17 protein-coding genes are annotated in these 18,362 nt (G+C 54.2%); 8 read left to right on the top strand and 9 right to left on the bottom strand.

Going from position 1 to position 18,362, the window contains the following annotated elements; genetic code table 11:
- The first annotated feature begins 221 nt into the window (after positions 1-221).
- Positions 222-1,514: a group II intron reverse transcriptase/maturase gene (gene ltrA / locus OCY70_RS26245; RefSeq protein WP_261944500.1), complete on the top strand. Its 1,293-nt coding sequence runs from the start codon at positions 222-224 to the stop codon at positions 1,512-1,514.
- Positions 1,515-2,012: 498 nt separating this feature from the next.
- Here the strand turns inward: ltrA and OCY70_RS26250 are convergent, their stop codons facing one another.
- Entirely contained in the window at positions 2,013-3,371 is a 1,359-nt protein-coding gene (locus OCY70_RS26250; RefSeq protein ID WP_261944512.1) for an IS1182 family transposase, read from the bottom strand.
- A 290-nt stretch (positions 3,372-3,661) separates the two neighbouring features.
- Here OCY70_RS26250 and OCY70_RS26255 point away from each other — a divergent pair, with 290 nt between their 5' ends.
- Positions 3,662-5,506, top strand: a complete 1,845-nt coding sequence (locus OCY70_RS26255; protein ID WP_213428443.1) for an ABC transporter ATP-binding protein — start codon at positions 3,662-3,664, stop codon at positions 5,504-5,506.
- 500 nt (positions 5,507-6,006) lie between these two features.
- Here the strand turns inward: OCY70_RS26255 and OCY70_RS26260 are convergent, their stop codons facing one another.
- Positions 6,007-7,161, bottom strand: coding sequence for a virulence factor (locus OCY70_RS26260; RefSeq protein ID WP_213428442.1), 1,155 nt, complete (start codon positions 7,159-7,161; stop codon positions 6,007-6,009).
- Between the two features lie 154 nt (positions 7,162-7,315).
- Here OCY70_RS26260 and OCY70_RS26265 point away from each other — a divergent pair, with 154 nt between their 5' ends.
- A complete protein-coding gene (locus OCY70_RS26265) occupies positions 7,316-7,519 on the top strand; it encodes a hypothetical protein (RefSeq protein ID WP_213428441.1) in 204 nt (67 codons plus the stop codon).
- Positions 7,520-7,614: 95 nt separating this feature from the next.
- On the top strand, positions 7,615-8,580 hold the full coding sequence (locus OCY70_RS26270; RefSeq protein WP_261945263.1) for an MBL fold metallo-hydrolase: 966 nt from the start codon (positions 7,615-7,617) through the stop codon (positions 8,578-8,580).
- Positions 8,581-8,728: 148 nt separating this feature from the next.
- On the opposite strand, the gene rsgA is transcribed toward OCY70_RS26270, so the two are convergent.
- A complete protein-coding gene (gene rsgA, locus OCY70_RS26275; protein ID WP_249725129.1) occupies positions 8,729-9,904 on the bottom strand; it encodes a ribosome small subunit-dependent GTPase A in 1,176 nt (391 codons plus the stop codon).
- A gap of 453 nt (positions 9,905-10,357) precedes the next feature.
- Between rsgA and OCY70_RS26280 the strand changes: the two genes are divergently transcribed.
- The gene (locus OCY70_RS26280; protein ID WP_213428439.1) at positions 10,358-11,989 is read left to right on the top strand and encodes an ABC-F family ATP-binding cassette domain-containing protein; all 1,632 of its coding nucleotides are present in this window, start codon (positions 10,358-10,360) and stop codon (positions 11,987-11,989) included.
- Positions 11,990-12,069: 80 nt separating this feature from the next.
- On the opposite strand, the gene OCY70_RS26285 is transcribed toward OCY70_RS26280, so the two are convergent.
- The 3 genes from OCY70_RS26285 to OCY70_RS26295 form a co-directional block, all read right to left on the bottom strand.
- The gene (locus OCY70_RS26285) at positions 12,070-12,669 is read right to left on the bottom strand and encodes a hypothetical protein (protein WP_213428438.1); all 600 of its coding nucleotides are present in this window, start codon (positions 12,667-12,669) and stop codon (positions 12,070-12,072) included.
- A 6-nt stretch (positions 12,670-12,675) separates the two neighbouring features.
- Positions 12,676-13,074 carry a hypothetical protein gene (locus tag OCY70_RS26290; RefSeq protein ID WP_213428437.1) on the bottom strand — a complete coding sequence of 133 codons (399 nt, stop codon included), beginning with the start codon at positions 13,072-13,074 and terminating at the stop codon, positions 12,676-12,678.
- Between the two features lie 140 nt (positions 13,075-13,214).
- On the bottom strand, positions 13,215-13,685 hold the full coding sequence (locus tag OCY70_RS26295) for an ArpU family transcriptional regulator (RefSeq protein ID WP_213428436.1): 471 nt from the start codon (positions 13,683-13,685) through the stop codon (positions 13,215-13,217).
- Between the two features lie 395 nt (positions 13,686-14,080).
- Between OCY70_RS26295 and OCY70_RS26300 the strand changes: the two genes are divergently transcribed.
- The 3 genes from OCY70_RS26300 to OCY70_RS26310 all read left to right on the top strand — a co-directional run bounded on the left by OCY70_RS26300 (position 14,081) and on the right by OCY70_RS26310 (position 16,170).
- Complete coding sequence (locus OCY70_RS26300) at positions 14,081-14,557, top strand: hypothetical protein (RefSeq protein ID WP_213428435.1); 477 nt, start codon at positions 14,081-14,083, stop codon at positions 14,555-14,557.
- Positions 14,557-15,555 (top strand): DUF3383 family protein, encoded by a 999-nt coding sequence (locus OCY70_RS26305; RefSeq protein WP_213428434.1) that lies wholly within the window; start codon positions 14,557-14,559, stop codon positions 15,553-15,555. The genes OCY70_RS26300 and OCY70_RS26305 overlap by 1 nt, the downstream gene beginning before the upstream one ends.
- Before the next feature lie 132 nt (positions 15,556-15,687).
- On the top strand, positions 15,688-16,170 hold the full coding sequence (locus OCY70_RS26310) for a phage structural protein (RefSeq protein WP_213428433.1): 483 nt from the start codon (positions 15,688-15,690) through the stop codon (positions 16,168-16,170).
- Here the strand turns inward: OCY70_RS26310 and OCY70_RS26315 are convergent.
- The 3 genes from OCY70_RS26315 to OCY70_RS26325 all read right to left on the bottom strand — a co-directional run bounded on the left by OCY70_RS26315 (position 16,157) and on the right by OCY70_RS26325 (position 18,318).
- The gene (locus tag OCY70_RS26315) at positions 16,157-17,380 is read right to left on the bottom strand and encodes a tyrosine-type recombinase/integrase (protein WP_213428432.1); all 1,224 of its coding nucleotides are present in this window, start codon (positions 17,378-17,380) and stop codon (positions 16,157-16,159) included. The genes OCY70_RS26310 and OCY70_RS26315 overlap by 14 nt on opposite strands.
- 79 nt (positions 17,381-17,459) lie before the next feature.
- Entirely contained in the window at positions 17,460-17,867 is a 408-nt protein-coding gene (locus OCY70_RS26320; RefSeq protein ID WP_213428431.1) for an ImmA/IrrE family metallo-endopeptidase, read from the bottom strand.
- A gap of 22 nt (positions 17,868-17,889) precedes the next feature.
- A complete protein-coding gene (locus OCY70_RS26325; RefSeq protein WP_249725127.1) occupies positions 17,890-18,318 on the bottom strand; it encodes a helix-turn-helix domain-containing protein in 429 nt (142 codons plus the stop codon).
- Positions 18,319-18,362 lie beyond the last annotated feature (44 nt).

The raw sequence follows: 18,362 nt of genomic DNA on the forward strand, positions 1-18,362 counted from the left end.
CGGCATGGTCTGAAAGAGGATGCAGTGAACTGGGGAGACCCTCCCCTGCACGAAAAAAAATTTTTTTTCGTAGCGAGATGCTCTATAAGCCTGAGAGCGAAGTGAGTCATCTGCAGGAAGGGAGTCCGAGGGGCTCATACTACCAGGGAACGCAGGACAGCACAACCTGCGGGAGGGAAGGGGCCCTGCTTTGTTCAAGCTTTTGGAGGAGGTACGAGTGAGTGAATGCCAAGCGGCTAACGACACCGAAAGAAAAAGTTCAACAACTCCGAGAAAAGCTAGGTCATGCTGCCAAGACGAGCAAGAGTAGAAGATTCCATGCGTTGTACGACAAGGTATGCCGGTTGGATGTACTGTGGGAAGCATGGCGATGTGTACGAGCGAACAAGGGAGCGGCAGGCGTAGATGGCGAGACGCTGGCAGATATCGAGAAGAAGGGTGAATGCCAGTTTATCGAGGAGTGCCGGGAACGTCTGGTGCAGAAATGCTATCGACCACAACCGGTAAGACGCCACTACATCCCAAAGAAAGACGGACGAAAACGACCACTGGGCATCCCGACCATACAAGATCGCGTCGTACAGATGGCAGTAAAGCTGATGACAGAACCGATCTTCGAAGTCGATTTTCAGGACTGTTCGTTTGGCTTTCGTCCGAAGCGCGGTGCGAAACAAGCGCTGGATCGAATACGAAAAGCATGTAACCGCAAAGGTAACTGGGTAGTCGACGTCGATATCCAAGGGTACTTCGACAACATCAACCAAGAGAAGCTGATGAAGCTGGTGGAAATGCGCATCAGCGACAGGCGTATGCTCAAGCTAATCCGCATGTGGCTCGAAGCCGGGGTGATGGAAGAAGGCAAGGTGAGAAGAAGCGACTTGGGCACGCCGCAAGGCGGAGTGATCTCCCCCCTGCTAGCTAACATCTATCTGAACTATTTCGACCGAATGTGGGGAAAGCACGGTAAAGAAGTTGGAGAACTAACGCGGTATGCGGACGATTTTGTCGTGGTGTGCAAGACAAGGAAGGATGCGCTCCATGCGTATAAAGTAGTTCGTACGATTATGGAGCGCCTAGAACTGACCCTGCACCCAGAGAAAACGCGGATAGTAGGGCTCTGGACGGGGGAAGAAGGATTTGACTTCCTCGGCATGCACCACCGAAAGACGAAAGCGGAAACAGGACAAAACCAAGTATATTACACGACCCGGCAATGGCTCTGCAGGAAGGCAGAGAAACACATACGGGAAGTGGTAAAGGAACGTCTAGCACCGCCGAGCATGCGGCATGTCTCATTCGAGGAACAGGTCAAATGGCTCAATCCGAAAATCCAAGGGTGGAAGAATTACTACACAACACCATTTAGCACGAAATGGATGACTAAGTTAGACTGGTATATCCGGCAACGTCTGACGAAATGGTATGCAAAGAAACGCCAGCGTAAATGCTGGCGTGGTTCCGGATACGAAGTGAAGATGCTGTGTCAAATGCATGGATTAAAGACACTATTGTGAGTTGCATGCACATGAATGACGAACATCGGAAAGCCGTATGAGGGAAAACCTCACGTACGGTTTGATGAGGAGGGGCTGAATATCTCAGCCCTTTACTCTAGGGACGCAGGCGGCGCTAGCTGGTGGGAGGCTAAGCGGATATCCAGCAGCCTGCATCGCAGAAATTGTGTAAAATCTCGTAGCAGAGATCCTGCCAAGCCCGGATAGCAGCAATCCTGCAAAAATGCAGGTTTTTCTCTTGTTTATGCCACTTTACAGCGGAATTCCTGCCAGAATGCAGCATTTCGCCATTCTCCTCGATTTCACGCCGCGGTGGGAAGAAATTGCTGTAATTTTGCAGGCTTTCTTTTTTCAAAAGAGGGCGCGGTCATGAATCCTGTAATTTCCAGGCTGTTGGAAAACCCCTGTTTTTTACGAAGTAATATCATTGTAATATCATTTTGCTGGGAAAAAGTGGTGTTTGGTGAGAGAGAATGGAGGGGGGATGGGGTCTTTGCTTTACCCCACCCTTCTGGCGAGATGTGTGGCTATCTTTTTTATGTTCTGTGCAGTGGCTGTCATTAGCACTTGCTCCTGCACCTTGTCTCTTCCCCGAAACCGGCAATAGCGAAGTCCATGGAGCACTTTGGCATCCGCGAAACTTCGCTCAATGGTTTGGGCGCGTAGGGCATAAACGGCTTTTCCGCTCTCACTCTGGAAGTTTTGAACTACTTTCTCTTTGTGTTCTTCCCAGATATGCCGTTGTATGGTGCGTTGTTTATTTTTGTTCTCGTTACACTTGCTCAATAATGGACAGGCAGCGCATTGTTTGGGATCGGATTTATAATCTCTGAATCCTTTTCGTGTTGTGGTGCGGTACGTGAGTTCTTGCTGGTTTGGACAGATAAAAACATTCTTTTCTGCATCATAATGAAATTTCTCTTTGGGAAATACACCGTGTTCACGGGTCGAACGCTCTGGAATAACTGCCGTGATGTTTAATTTGTTCGTACGGTAACAAACATAGGCCGTCATGTAACCAGAGTCGAGTGCAACGGCCTCCAGCGACTTTTCCCAGCCAAACTTCTCTATTTGATGTAGTAGACGATCCACATAAACAACCGAATCATTCACATTTCCAGGCGTAACGTAGCAGTCCGTAATCACGTTGTATTTATGATCTACGGTGCGGTGATCTAAATAATGAAACCCTTCCGGTTTTCCATCCCGATTCAGGTTTCCGCTATCCGGATCTGTTAAGCTAACTTTTTGTTCCTTGGTTTCGGCCTCCTCTTTGGGAGGCAGTGGCTTTTTTCCAAAAGCGACCCGATCCTCATTCACGGCTTGCTCCAGCTCTTGGAGATATTCATAAGGCGTACAAGTGACTTCTCGTTTCTCGTACCGTCCGTTATTGGCATTTGCCTTGATATGCGTGGAGTCGGTAAAGAGCAGCCGCCCTCCCACCATGTTGTGCTGAATCGCCTGCTGAACGATATTATCGAAGATATCTTGGAAGACGGTAGTATCCTTAAACCGATTTTTCCGGTTCCAGCTAAAGATCGAATGGTCAGGCGCTTTGCCGGAAAGCCCGAGCCGTAAGAACCACCGAAAAGCCAGGGAATCGTTGACGACTCGCTCCAGTTCTCGCTCTGAGCGAATGTTATACAAGTAGCCGATCAGCAGCATTTTAAAGAACACAATGGGATCCACAGATGGTCGGCCGTTCGACTCGCTGTAGTAAGGACGCACAAGGTCCAAAATAAAGGTAAAATCAATATGTTTATCGATATGACGAAGCAAGTGATCAGGGGCAACCATATGCTCAAGACAAACCAGTTCATAGTCCAGTTGTGGGTTGGGATCATTCGTGTAAAGCATACAAACACCGCGCTTTCCATGGATTATGATAAGAACATTATACCAAATTAACGCGGTGAATGGGTAATTAACATAGACTTTCTCAACACTCTGAATTTCGCAGGATTTTCGAGAACCGTGCACCCGAGTTACGCCGAATACCTCCGTTTTTTCTAAGGGCAATGTCTTCCTAATCAACTATTTGCGATTATAATAGAATCAACATCACAGTACTACAATGGTGACAGTGTAAGGCAAGACATATACCGGCGCGAATGGGGAGAGAAGCCGGATAATGAGGGGGAATCTGAATGTACCAAGGCTGGGGCAACCGCCCGGCTTCGATCCGGGATGCGAAGGGGCAGCCGCGCGTCTCGGTGAAGGACGTGTCCTTCAAACGGATCGGGGCCTTGTTCCGACCGTATCTGTTCCGGCTTTTATTGATTGTTTTTCTGGCGCTCTCCGGCGCCGTTATCGGCCTGCTGCCGCCGCTCGTCATGCAGCGCATTATCGACATCGCCATCCCGAACAAGGATATGTCGCTGCTGCTGACCTCCGCCGCCTTGCTTGTCGGGCTGCCGATCGCAAGCGGGATGCTGGGCGTGCTGCAGAGCCATCTCAATACGCTCGTGACGCAGCATATTATGTCCGATCTGCGGCAGGGGCTGTTCCGCAACCTGCAGCGGCAGTCGGTCGGCTTTTTCACCGCCGCCCGCTCCGGAGAGGTGATCCAGCGGGTGACCGATGATGTGGCCGCGATACAGAATGTCGTCACGAACGTCGCCGTCTCTTCGCTTACGCAGATCGTCATCATTTGCACGACGATCGGCATCCTGTTCACGCTCGACTGGAAGCTGGCGCTGATGGCGATCGTCATTCTGCCGTTATCGATGATCCCGGTGCGCAAAGTTTCGGGGTACCGCAAGCGGCTGCGCGCGGAGACGCAGAAGGTGCGGGCCGATATGTCCGCGCAATTGGGGGAATTGTTCGGCGTGTCGGGCGCGATGCTGACCCGCATCTTCGGGCGCGAAGCTGCGCTGCAGGCCCGCTTCGAGGAACAGAACAACAAGGTGAAAGAGCTGGAAGTCAAGCTGAATCTGGCCGGCCGCTGGTTCTTTATGTTCGTCTCGACGCTGGGGCCGCTGGGCACGGCGCTCATCTATATGTATGGCGGCTACCAGGTCATATACGGCCCGATGACAATTGGCGCGATCGTTGCCTTCGCGGCCTATCTGTCCCGGCTGTATCAGCCCTTCGGAACCTTGCTGAATCTGCATGTCGAAGTCGTGACCGCGATGGGGGTGTTCCATCGTATTTTCGAATATATGGATATGGAGCCGGAGGTGTCGGACCGGCCGAATGCGAAGACGCTGGGCACGGTTCAAGGCACGGTGGAATTCGCCGACGTCACCTTCCGCTATGGCAGCGGAGGAGAGGTGCTGCGCGGCATCAGCTTCCGGGCGGAGCCCGGCGAAGTCGTCGCCCTGGTCGGGCCGAGCGGCGCCGGCAAATCGACGCTCATCAACCTCATCGGCCGCCTGTATGACGCGACCGGAGGCACCGTCCTCATCGACGGCCATGACGTGCGGGACGTGACACTGGAGTCGCTGCGCGCCCAGGTCGCGTACGTTACCCAAGAGTCGTTCATGTTCCACGCGACGGTGGCCGATAACCTGCGAATCGCCAAGGACAGCGCGACGCAGGCCGAGCTGGAGGAGGCCTGCCGGAAGGCCTATATTCACGATATGATTGCCGGCCTGCCGCAAGGCTATGATACCGTCGTCGGCGAGCGGGGGCACCGTCTCTCCGGCGGGGAGCGGCAGCGGCTGGCGATCGCGCGGGCCATTCTCAAAAATCCGCGCATCCTCATTCTCGATGAGGCGACGTCCCATCTGGACTCCGAATCGGAGGCATATGTGCAGGCAGCCCTGTCCGAGCTGATGAAGGGGCGCACGACCATCGTCATCGCCCACCGCTTGTCCACGGTCCTCTCCGCCGACAAGATTCTCGTCGTGGAAGAGGGCGAGATTGTCGAGCGGGGCCGGCATGAAGCGCTGCTGAAGCGGGAAGGGCGCTATGCGTCGCTGTACACGACCCAGTTCCATGCGACGCTGGACCCGGAAGAGGCGGCAGTGGCCCCGTCGCCGGGACATTGAGCCGAATGTGATGAGGCTGTAGGGCCGGGAAATGAATCAAAAGGGGGTGTCTCACAGGCACTGCAAAATGATGGAGATGACGAGGTAACAGAGAATGTGGATCCGGGAAAAACGGCGGCGCGCAAACGGGTGGAAGATGGATGAAGCAGTGAAATGCTGCGTGGATGCATCAATTTCAGCTCTTTAAGCCGCTATTTGATGAAATTCCTGCTATGATGTTCATCGATTTTTGTCTTTTATCGATTGGATAGTCAGAAATTGATGCCGTTTTGCAGGATTCCCTGTAACGGAGTACACGCCATAAAGGAAAAGTGTAATGTTTCAGTTTTCGGCGAGTCGAGCTTTGAGAATCAGGGGGGGATCTCACTGTAGTTAAATACTACTTTTGGGACACCCCCTTTTGTTGCGGGCAGGCAGGCGTACCGTCGACGTGAAGAGGGAGGTACCCCGCCGTTCCGTTATTTCGTTAACTGCTGGAGCCGCTGCAGCCCGGCTTCACGTCAGGATCGTTCGGCTTCGGCGGGCTGCTCGCGCAGACGGGCCATCTGCTGCCAGACCGTGCCGACAGCTTCCTCGCCGGAGCGAATCCGTTCGAGCGCCATGCGCGCCTGCAGCGCGACCTCGAACTCGCTGTCGTTCGCCGCTTCCTCCAGCGCCGGCACGGCCCGCTCGTCTCCCGCTTCGTAGAGGAAGCGGGCCGCCCGCCAGCGGACCAGCTTGTTCTTGTCCTTCAACGCTTCGATCATCGGCTCGATCGCCGCCGGATCCCCGATATCGGACAAGGTGTCTCCCGCCGTGCGGCGGACGCTGACCGAGGCATCGCGCAACGCTTCGAACAGCAGCGGCAGGCATTCCGGCGTCTTGATCTCGCCGAGGTAGACGACCGTCAGCCGCCGAATCTGGCTCTGCGGATCGCGAAGCGTCTCCGCCAGCAGCGGCAGGCGGCTGGCCTCCGGCTCCATCCGATCGAGCGCCGCGTAGCGCACGCGCCAATCGCTGTCCTTCAGGCGCTCGGCCAACTCTTCCTCCGTCAGCTCGCGGCGCTCCTCGATGAACGGCTCATCGCTCTTCGCCTTCTCGATCGCCTGGCGCACGAGCGAGGCGAGCCGCTCCTCCGGATACGCGGCCTCCAGCTCCTGCTCGACCTCGCGCGCGATATCCGGGAGCTCGCCGTAGCGGATGCCGTAGTCGCTCAGCTTGCGCTCCTTGATCAAGGTGGCGCTGGCGACCTCGGTCACGGCCTTCACGAAGCGCTCGGACAGGCCGACCCGCTCCTCCCGGTTATCCGCCTGCACTCGAATCTGCATCGGAATTCCGCGGAAATATTGCACATAGACCTGCGCCTCGCCGAAGGAGGTCCAGGCCGACCATTCCTGGCCCTGTCCGCTCTCTTCCTGCGGTTGTCCGAAAATATCGCGCACATCGGCCAGGATCCGGGCCCAATCCGCATTCGGATAGCGATCCAGCGCGATGAAGTCCGCGGCATGAAAAACGCTCTTCACGCCCTCGATATCGAGCAGCTGCCCGATGATCGGCGGCGCGGAGCGGCGGTTGTCTTCAGAGTAGGTTCGCCGTACGCCCGCCGGCAGCGTCTCATCCAGATGAAGCTTCATGGAATTCGGGCTCGGCGTCGGTTCGATTGTGATCAATTGCATTGACGGCACCTCCTGTATCCTTCTGGTATGTCTCCATTGTACATGAAGGCATAGTCGCGAACAATGCGCCCATCGGACAAGCATTTCGTGCGGCATGAGGTTGGAACGGACGGTTTTAAGTTAAAAATAGAGAAAGGGCGTTGGCGGCAGCGGCATGCCGCGACCTGCCCGCCGTGGGCGTTCGCTGCTTTTGGCGGGCGGGATGGAAGGCGCTGCGGCTCGCGCATACGATAGAGGCAGACAGCGCCTGGCCGCGTGCGGCGCGGAAGCGGGAGCGGCGGTCTCGGTTGGGGATCGCCGGACGACAGGCCGAGCCGCGGCGCGAATTGGAGTTCGCGGGACCGATTTGTTATTCTAGTACGAGAATCATTTTTCTTGCCCGGCCCCTTCCTTGCTGCTGCACGTTCGAACGGCAAGGCTTACGAATACTTGGTATGCAAATGAGGTGGTGCCATGAAGCGCTATTACACGAATATGGACAATGTGTCGACTGAAAAAGCATGGAAGCAATTCCGGCGTTGGCGCGCCGAACGCAAAGTGCGGCTGAAGCAGAAGGATTATTCTTATGTCGTTCCGCAGGTGGAGCCGGATCTCGCCCGGCTGCATGCCAATGATGGCAGCCTGTCCATCACCTGGATCGGGCATTCCACCTTCCTGCTCCAAATAGGCGGCTTGAATATCGCCACCGATCCGGTGTGGGCGGCAAGCATGGCGATGGAAAAGCGATTGTCTCCGCCCGGGATTCCGATAGATCAGATGCCGCCGCTAGATGTCATTCTCATCTCGCATTCCCATTATGATCATTTGCATATGGGATCGCTTCGCAAGCTGGCGGGCCCGCGCACGCTGCTGGTCGTGCCGGGGGGACTCAAAGCAAAAATGGTGCGCAAAGGCTTCCCGCAGACGATCGAGCTGGAATGGTGGAAGGAGCTCGTGATCGGCTCCGTGCGGGTGACCTTCGTGCCTGCTCAGCATTGGACGCGGCGAACGCTGTCCGATATGAACCGCTCCCACTGGGGCGGGTATGTGCTGGAACGCGTGGAAGTCGAAGCTGTGGAGACGGGAGAACGGCCGCCTGCGAAGGAGACGGTTTATTTCGCCGGGGACAGCGGGTATTTCCGGGGCTTTCGGGAGATTGGCCGCCGCTTCGCTATCGACGTCGCGCTGATGCCTATCGGCGCCTATGAGCCGGAATGGTTCATGTCCCGTCAGCATGTGACGCCGGAGGAAGCGCTGCAGGCGTTCGAGGGCGTTGGCGCGAAGCTGATGATCCCGATGCATTACGGCGCCTTCAAGCTGGCCGACGACACGCCGAAGGAAGCGCTCGATCGGTTGGAGGCGGAGCGGCTGCGGCGGAAGCTCGATGAGTCGAAGGTCAAGCTGCTGGCGCTCGGAGAGACCTGGCCCGGAAGACAATAGAATCGGAAGGCATGAAAAAATGAAAAAAGCCATTTGCCAAGGCGCTTTGCGCGCCTGGGGCAGATGGCTTTGTTGATCTCGCGGCGGGGCGCGGCTCGTCCGGCGGGAAGGCGAAGCCGCCCGCAAGGATGGCCCGCTCCGGCTGCGCCTAGCGGCGCTTGCCCGGCTTCCTCGCGCCCTTCGCCTCCAGGCGCCGCAAGCGGGCTTCCTCGGCCCGGCGCATCCGGGCCTCTTCGCGAAGCAGCTTGCGGTAACTCGCGAGGCGGCCCGCTTCCAGCTCGCCGGAGGCGATCGCGGCGTTCACCGCGCAGCCCGGCTCCTGGCCGTGCGCGCAGTCGTGGAAGCGGCAGGCGGCCGCCAAGGCCTCGATGTCCTCGAAGGCCGAGGACAAGCCGTCATGGTCGGCGGCGGTCATGCCGACCTCGCGCATGCCGGGCGTGTCAATGAGCCACGCCCCGCCTTCGAGCGGCAGCAGCTCGCGGTGCGTCGTCGTGTGCCGCCCTTTGCCATCGCTGGCACGCACCTCCTGCGTCGCCATCCGTTCGCCGCCGGCGAGCGCATTGGCGAGCGTCGATTTGCCGACGCCGGACGAGCCGACGAGCACGACCGTCGTGCCCGGGGCAAGCCGCGCGCGCAGACGTTCCAGGCCGGCGCCGGTCAGCGCGGACACCGGGAACACGTCGGTGCCCGGCGAGGCGAGCTTGGCCTGCGCGATGAAGGCGTCGGCATCGCCGGCCGCATCGGCCTTCGTGAGCACGATGCACGGCACGGCTCCGCTGTCCCAGGCGAGCGCGGCATAGCGCTCCAGTCGGCGCGGCTCGAAGTCGGTGGTCATCGACGTGACGAGCAAGGCCACATCGGCGTTCGCCGCCACGACCTGCGCCTCCGGGCGGCTGCCGGCGACCTTGCGCGCGAAGAGACTGCGGCGCGGCAACACGCCCGCGATCGTCGCGCGTCCTTCCGCCGGCCGCGGCGCGGCGGCAACCCAGTCGCCGACGGCCGGCCAGTCGGCCGGGGCCGTCATCTGGCTGCGCGCCTGGCCGGATACGTCGGCGAGCCATTCGCTGCCGTCGGGGCCGGCGATGCGGTACAGATGCTTGTGCGCGAGCAAAACGCGCGCCGGCACCAGTCCGCCCGCATAGCGGCGCTGCGCCGCTTCGTTGAGCCCGTTCAACCATTGGCTCCACGTCTCGGTCCAGCGGTTGTCCCAGCCAAGGCCGGCTAGTCCGGCCAACGTATCGCTGCCCATGACAGCTCCATTTATTTCATTTCGTTGTTGATTGCGGTCATTACGGGTGCTACAATAGCTATCGGTTTCGTACAAGCCTGATATATATCTCCTTCGATGCGGTCGATGCCGCACTAAAAATGAACTTGCGTTGCAGTACCAACGATGTCCCATTCAGGGACAGAAGACGCAGCGGCAGCAAGTCCGGGAGCACGGTATCAGGCGGGCCGACGCTTGGGATTAGAGTTCAATCATGCCGAAGCGCCGGGCGCTTGCTCGTTCCTCCCGAACGTTATAGACAGATGCATTTACCATATAACATCCCTCGCTTTCTTTCACAGATAGTTACATTATATAGGAAATAAAGCGGCGGAAATAGCCCCTTGGCATATTTATCCCAACATCTCGGGTACGGCGAAGGTACGCGGGGGACAATTCGTCAGATTCAGTTAACAGGGCCGTCATTGCGCAGGAAGCGGGCATAACCGGCCATAGTGTGCTATAATAGTCATTTGAATGATAAATCGCGTGTTAAAGGACGGGAATGCCATGATTAGTACAACCGGCGTTACGCTCCGATACGGCAAGCGGCCTTTGTTCGAGGATGTGAACATCAAGTTCACTCCGGGCAATTGCTACGGTCTTATCGGCGCGAACGGAGCAGGTAAATCGACATTTCTTAAAATATTATCCGGCGAAATCGAGCCTACCAACGGGGAGGTTCACATTACCCCGGGAGACCGTATGTCCGTATTGAAGCAGAATCATTATGAATACGATGAATTTCCGGTGCTGGAGACGGTAATTATGGGTCACCAGCGGCTGTACAGCATAATGAAGGAGAAGGATGCGCTCTATGCGAAGGCCGACTTCAGCGAAGAGGACGGCATGCGCGCGGGCGAGCTGGAAGGCGAGTTCGCCGAGCTGAACGGCTGGGAAGCCGAAGCGGATGCGGCCGAGCTCCTTATCGGGCTGGGCATTCCAAAAAATCTCCACGACGACAAAATGTCGGAGCTGGACGGCAACCAAAAGGTCCGCGTCCTGTTGGCGCAGGCCCTGTTCGGACGTCCGAACATCCTGCTGCTTGACGAGCCGACGAACCATTTGGATCTCGAGTCGATCAACTGGCTGGAGCATTTCCTGATGGATTACGAAGGCACCGTCATCGTCGTATCCCACGATCGCCATTTCCTGAACAAGGTGTGTACGCATATCGCCGATATCGACTTCGGCAAGATCCAACTGTATGCGGGGAACTACGATTTCTGGTACGAATCGAGCCAACTGGCGTTGAAGATGGCACGCGACCAAAATAAGAAAAAGGAAGAGAAAATCAAAGAGCTGCAGACATTCATTCAGCGCTTCAGCGCGAACGCGTCCAAGTCGAAGCAGGCGACCGCCCGCAAAAAAATGCTCGACAAAATTACGCTCGACGACATCCGCCCGTCGAACCGAAAATATCCGTTCATCAACTTCAAGTCCGAACGGGAAGCAGGCAAGCAATTGCTTACGATTGAAGGGCTTACCAAGACGGTCGAGGGCGAGAAGGTGCTCGATAATATGCATCTCGTCGTGAACAAAGGCGACAAGATCGCGTTTGTCGGACCGAACGGCCTCGCGAAGACGACGCTGTTCCAGATTTTGATGGGCGAGCTGGAGCCGGATGCCGGCACGTACAGCTGGGGCGTGACGACGTCGCAGGCGTATTTCCCGAAGGATAACTCGGCTTACTTCGACGGGGTGGAAGACAATCTGGTCGATTGGCTGCGCCAATATTCGAAGGATCAGGACGAGACGTTCCTGCGCGGCTTCCTGGGCCGCATGCTCTTCTCCGGCGAAGAGGCGTTGAAGAAGGCGAGCGTCCTGTCCGGGGGCGAGAAGGTGCGCTGCATGCTCTCGAAAATGATGATGGCGGGAGCGAACGTGCTCATCCTCGACGAGCCGACGAACCACTTGGATCTGGAGTCCATCACCGCGCTCAACAACGGTCTGATCGACTTCGACGGCACGATGCTGTTCACGTCGCATGACCATCAGTTCGTGCAGACGATCGCGAACCGCATCGTCGAGATTACGCCGAGCGGCATCATCGATCGGGTGACGACGTTCGACGAATATCTTGAGAGCGACGAGATCAAGGCGCTGCGCGAGCAGATGTATCCGCAAGAGAGCAAGAAGTAAGAAGGAAGCCTCATCGGAAAAAGAAAGGCCCGGACGACCTGGGAAACCAGGCGGTCCGGGCTTATTTGTTGTGTGGAAGATTATTGATCCCAAGGCAGTTCGATCACATTGCCGCTGCTCCATGTCCGCGTTCCCTTCTCGTCCGTCTGGGAGTGGAGCGGGATATAGACACAGTTGTCGTTTGCCCTCTGCCAGAATAAGAAGGCTTTATCCTGATCTGGACTAAGCAGGACAGCCGGGAAGACATCGCCGTACTTCAGCGATTTTTTGCGTTCATCGCTGAACAGGGCCCGATTGAATGATTGGGCTTCATCGAAAGGCAAAAAATTAGTAAACTTGATGTCGATATCTCCGCTGTCGATAATTTCCCATGTATCCAAAGAATTCGTATAAGCGCTAAACGGTTGGAATCCAGATATCGACAGCATATCAGCCTCGCTATTCGTCTGGCCGAGCCGTTGAAGCCGCTCTACGCCGTTCTTCCAGGCCCGCTCCAGCTTGAGCTGCACTTCTGTCGGCGTTCCGACCGACATCGGCTCGTGGTAGGAGATATGAGCAGTTCCGTTCTCGATTTTTTGTTGTATTGATTCCGGTGGTGAAGCTTGCGAGACCATGCTGCCAGCTACTAAACAAGCGGTGATTATCCCGCCAATCACTAATGCAGTTTTTGCGTTATTCATTTATTTTCACTCCCCCCACTTTTCTACACCAGCAGGTTCCCAAGTAGAGCCATCCTCCATCGTCCATGCTTCACTCCAAGACATTCGATATGAGTTACTGGCGTTGTGGGTACATTTGGCAGTAACATTATAAGCGGTAACAGGTTTAGTAGATTCAGAAGTAAATTTGCTGCCAACATATGTACCATCTTTGTACCATTCCAAATAAAGTCGTACTTCGGTTACCTTTGGATAACTTCCATCGTCCCTTGCACTTTGGTAACCGTAAACATAATTTTCATACTTTGAATCACAAAATTCGAAATCAATTCCACGACCATAAGAAGGAGAAGCACTTACTATTGATGATGATGACACTAATATTACAGTAGAAAGGAAAGTTAACAAGATTTTTTTCTTTTTCAATCTTTATCCCCCCCTTTCATTCACTGACTAACATAACAAATTTAGTCAATGAAAAAAAGGGAATTAATTACTGGAAAATATATTGATAAAGTTACAAATTAATATGTTTTATAGTATTATAAGGAAATGATTAAGGGACACTAACAGTGATTTGACATGTGACCCGGGAACACATACTGGAACGCGTGCAGCAGCTTCTGGAACGCCCGCTTGCGGATATGGCCGTACGTGACCGCGCTGATCGGCGGGTCGAAGGCGAAGCTGTACACGTTCGTGTCCGTGATGCGCGCCCCCTTCATATAGCGCTCGCGAATGAGGAGCTGCTCGTCCGGCTCCAACTGGTCGACGAGCGATTCGATCACTTCGCAGAAGGCGAGACATTCGTTCGCCTTGTCCGCATTATGCGCGGCGATGCTGCCGGTCGGATCGCCGACCCGGTTCGTCGCGCCGTGCTCCTTCGCTTCATATTTCATCGTGACCGCCGCTTCCCGCACCGCATACCGCATCACTTTGCACATCCGGTATTTCGCGAAAGTCTCCTCCATGAACCGCTTGGCCGCCTTCGGATCGAAGGAATCGAACGAAGGGATAGTGAATTGCCGATCTTCCATATAGTTTGTCCTCCTCCATAATCTGTTGCGATACATCCTTGTCTTATGAAAATGAGCCTGCCGATTCTGCGCCTCCCGCCGGCAGATTCATGAATAGATGAGAATAGATTCATTATACCACAAAAAGAGAACAAATGTTCGTTAATTTATTTAAAATAACGTTTTATAAATAATGTTGCTATTCTATAAAAATACGATAAAACAAACATATGTTCCCCGTATTATAATGCTATTGTGGACGAGTTGAGCAGATGGGACACGCATTCGGCGGACGACAGGGTGCGGGGCAAAGAAGCCAGAGGCACCGAATCTTCCCTTGTTCTGCTCCTCGCTCCGCAACCATGCCGGCATTGATGCCGGTTTTTTTATTGCCGATGAGAGGGGGGAGAGACGGCTTGATTGTGTACCGTGATTATTTCGAGCAGTGGCTGCAGCCGCTGGCGGAGTCCGCGGGACTTCCGCTCGAACCGCTGCCGCTGCAGGCGTCCGGGGAAGGGCAGTCGCCAGACGGGGCCAGGCTGCTGTATCGCGTGTCCGTGCCCAACGCGGATCGCTCGCAGCGGCACCGGGATATGACCGGGCCGTTGACCAGGCTGGTCGAGATGGAATGGCAGCTGATCTGGTGTTCGCCCGATCCGTGGACGGCGATGGAGCAATGCCGCCAGGCGATCGGCTGGCTCTGGACCGAGGGCGTGGACAAGCAGGAAGGCTTATCGGCCGCGCTGGTTCATGTCAGCGACGCGCAATGGGTGGCGGAACCGGTTCACGGACTGGAGATCCGCGTCCGGCTGCGCATGCGGGACTCGTTCGCCCGGACAAGTCCCGGCCATATTGAGAAGGTTCATATGACATTGAAGGAGATGAAGGAATAATGACGATGCAGGATGTTCAAGTGACGATTGATTTGCAAAAGCCGACAGGACGGTTGTCCTTCGGCATGCCGCTCATTCTCGGCAAGAAGGCGGGAGGATCGGCCTATAAGGAGTACGGCGATCTGAAGGCCGTCCAGGCGGACTTCGCCGAATCGACGGCGGAGTACAAGATGGCCGCAGCTCTGTTCGGCCAAGGGGACCGTTCTCCGGCCCGCATTGCGATTGCGGCATGCGATGAGCAGGAAGACGCGGCGGAGCGCCTCCGTTCCGTCATCGATATGGGCTGGTACTATCTGCTCTCCCCTGACAACAGCGAAGAGACGGTTACGGCGCTGGCGCAGGAGCTGGAGAAGGAGGACTACCGCCTGTTCGTGACGCGCGTGTCCGACAAGACGAAGCTGCAATCGTTGAAGGCCGCCGGATTCAACCGCACGGTCGCGTTCTATCATACCGATGCCAGCGCCTACCCGGATGCCGCGCTCGTCGGCTCGGTCGGCTCCGCGGATGTCGGTTCCGTGACCTGGAAATTCAAGACCTGCACCGGCATCGCTCCATTGAAGCTGACGGCGGGCGAATTGATGGAGATTCACGACGGCGGAGCGATTACGTACGTTAACAAGCAGGGCGAAGCCCGTACGTCCGAAGGCAAGACGCTGTCCGGCGAATACATCGATGTCATTATGGCGCGCGACTATGTTCGCGCCCGCATGGAAATGCAAATTCAGCATCTGCTCAATCAATCCAGCAAAATTCCATATACGGACGCTGGCATCGCGCAAATCGAGAGCACGGTGATCAATGTGCTGCTGGAGTCGTTCCGCATGGGCATCATTGCCGCGGATGACAGCGGCGAGCCGCTGTTCGGCACTTCCTTCCTGCTTCGCAACCAGGTCGATCCGAGCGATCGCGCGAACCGCGAATACCGCGGCGGATCATTCTGGTTCGAGATTGCCGGAGCGGTGCATCAGGTGAAGGTGAACGGCGTCATCCGTTTCTAGTTCTAGGAATGGCGGGTCAGAAAGTCCGCTTTGCTGAAAAACGGCCTTTTTGAACACGATTGAACAACCGCTTTTAATCCCAAAGCATCCTTGCGGGTGAAATAAAAATGAATTTAAGGAAGGTGCACATTCATGAGTATCGGCATTTATGATGCGAAGCAAGTATCCGTCGTCATTGACGGCGAGTATATTACGGGATTCGGCGAGAATACCTTCGTCTCCTGCGAAAAGGACGAGGAGCAGAGCGTGGCCCATGTCGGCGCCCGCGGCGAGGTGGCAATCGCCCACAAAAATAATCCGCTCGGCACGATCAAGCTGACGCTGATGTCGACGTCGCCGCAGATTGCCCTGCTGCATCGTCTGGCGCGCGAGAAGAAGCTGTTCTCGATCTGGGTGAAGTCCAACAACGAGCCGGGCGAAACGATCGGCGGCACGCAGGCGATCGTGAAAAATCTGCCTGCGGCCGCTTACGGCTCGGAGCTGGAGGATCGCGAATTTGAAATTCAAATACATGATATAACGTGTAAGCCTTGTAACAAAGCGGATTTTTCAAAGTTGATGGAGCGGACTACCCACACATTACCCACAAACATACCAACGACTAGGAGTTCATGACGCGTTCAAATTTGTCTGGAACAAGCTCTTTTCGCGTCTGGGTAACGTGCAGATAAACTTGTCGAGTGATTTTATCGTTTTTATGTCCTAGCCTGTCTTGGATGACAGCTAGATCCTCGCCTGCCTCAGCTAACAATGTTACATGCGTATGTCTAAGACTATGCGGGGTTAGGGATGTCGGAAGACCTGCAATCTTAAGCAATCGGTTAAAACGATATTCTACCATGCTTTTACTATTTGGATATCCCGGAAACCGTGGACTCCAAAAGATGAAACCCGCATCGTGAAGGATTTCCCCGTCCTTCTTTTTCTGCTCTTGCCAATCTAATTGAGCCTTGATAACCTTCGTAACAGTAGCGCCTATGCTTACTTTCCGGATGGACGATTTGTTTTTAGGTGGCCCTAGTTTATATTTTTTTACGCCTCCGATATCAGTTAATGTTTTAGTGACAGAAACATAATGATCACTTTCATTAAAATCGCCTACCTTCAATGCCAACAACTCCCCAATCCGCAATCCTGTGTAAGCAAGAGCAACAAACAAATTGTAGTCCTGGGTAAGCCCTCGAAACCTGGCGATGTTCAGGAGATGCTTCAATTGCTCTTTTTCTAGATATTTTGGCAAGTCTGTTTCTCCAGCCTCAATTTCCTCAAGTGTCTGTTTATATGCCGGAACTTTCGCGCCTTCCGTGGGGTCGTTGGTAATGATTTTTTTACGGACGGCATCGCCAAAAATCATACACGCATTACTGTGGTATTCCTTTAATGTTCCTTCCTCTCGCCCTTTCTTTTTCAAGCCGTTTAGCCATTGCTGGTAATCATCGCCTGTAGTATCTTTGACTCTAGTATCCTTACCGAGATGCTTTTTTAACGACGAAATAACAGTTTTTTTGTTACGTATTGTGTAATCTCTAGGATCGTTTTCGATAATGTAATTCTCTAGCCAACGTTCAAACCATTTTTCCAATGTAATTTCCTTCTCATCGACCAACTTCCCGCGTATCTGGTCAGCTTTAATTAATATGCCAGCGCTCTCGGCTTCTTCCGCTGTTGAAAACGATGGCGTTTCCTTCTGCTTCCGTGTCTTCTTTCCATTCAGTACGACGGGCACACTGTATCGAAACGTATACCGGCCGTCCCGCTCACGAACTCCAGGCGGCAACTTCTTCTTTTTCTCCTGTTTCTTCTTTGGCTTTTTTTCCTTTGTCATTGTAACAATTCTCCTTTCCCGGAATGTATGTTCGGTTTTATATGTATGATAAACAGCCTTACGGCTGGAAAGCGCAAGGTTAGAAATAAAACTTTTGCATTTCTTCCGGAATGAAATTCCGACGCAGTAAGTCGGAAACTGATTCGCCAGGTTGCAGCATGTCACCATGAGCCAGCAAATGAACGGCAAACTTGTTCGCCTGGCGTTCGAACTTACCCACGTTGAAAAATGAATGCTCGTCCAACCAGAAATGACTGATACCAGAATGTAGAACATCATGGCCGAGCTCATGAGCGCAAATGAGGCGTTGCCAGTCCTCACATAACTTATTGTGGATTACGATGTAGCGATGCCGAAGCTTTGAATAGTATAGCCCCCGTGTTGAATTGCCGAGATCCTTATATACAATGTGGATTCCCCTGTTTTCGGATATTTTGAAGGGGCAATTTGTTTTGTGCTTTTTCGCCAGTTTATCGGCAATCTGCATTTACAAACCACTCTCCAGACACTTATTTTTCTATATCGTCTGATTTCTTTTTATAGCGGTTGTTTGTGAACTTCTCCTTACTTCTTTTTTTCGCATCCCAGAAGAGAACTTCTAAAACCTGCATGACTTTTTCTCTGTCTTCATCTTCAATAGGGACTCCATCAAACATTAAACCTGTGTCTTCCTCAAGCATTTTTTTGAAATCCCTTTTGTCCTTGGCGCTGGCCCATTCAGGATGTTGTTCTTGATGAGGTTCTTCGCCTGTGAAATAATCCACCGAAACGCCAAAAAAATCAGCGATTGACTTTAATGAATCCATTTGGGGGTTCTTCGTCTGTCCATCGAGGATTTTTGACAACCCTGTATAGGAAACCCCTGTTTCTTTTGAAAGTCTGTACTTCGTTATTCTTTTACTATCCATTAACGCTTGAATTTTTTCGGCTAATTCCAAGGTAACCGCTCCTTCACACTATAACCTTATTTAGTTATATCTCA

Origin of the sequence: Paenibacillus melissococcoides (assembly GCA_944800085.1) — a bacterium.
Lineage (GTDB): Bacteria > Bacillota > Bacilli > Paenibacillales > Paenibacillaceae > Paenibacillus_B > Paenibacillus_B melissococcoides.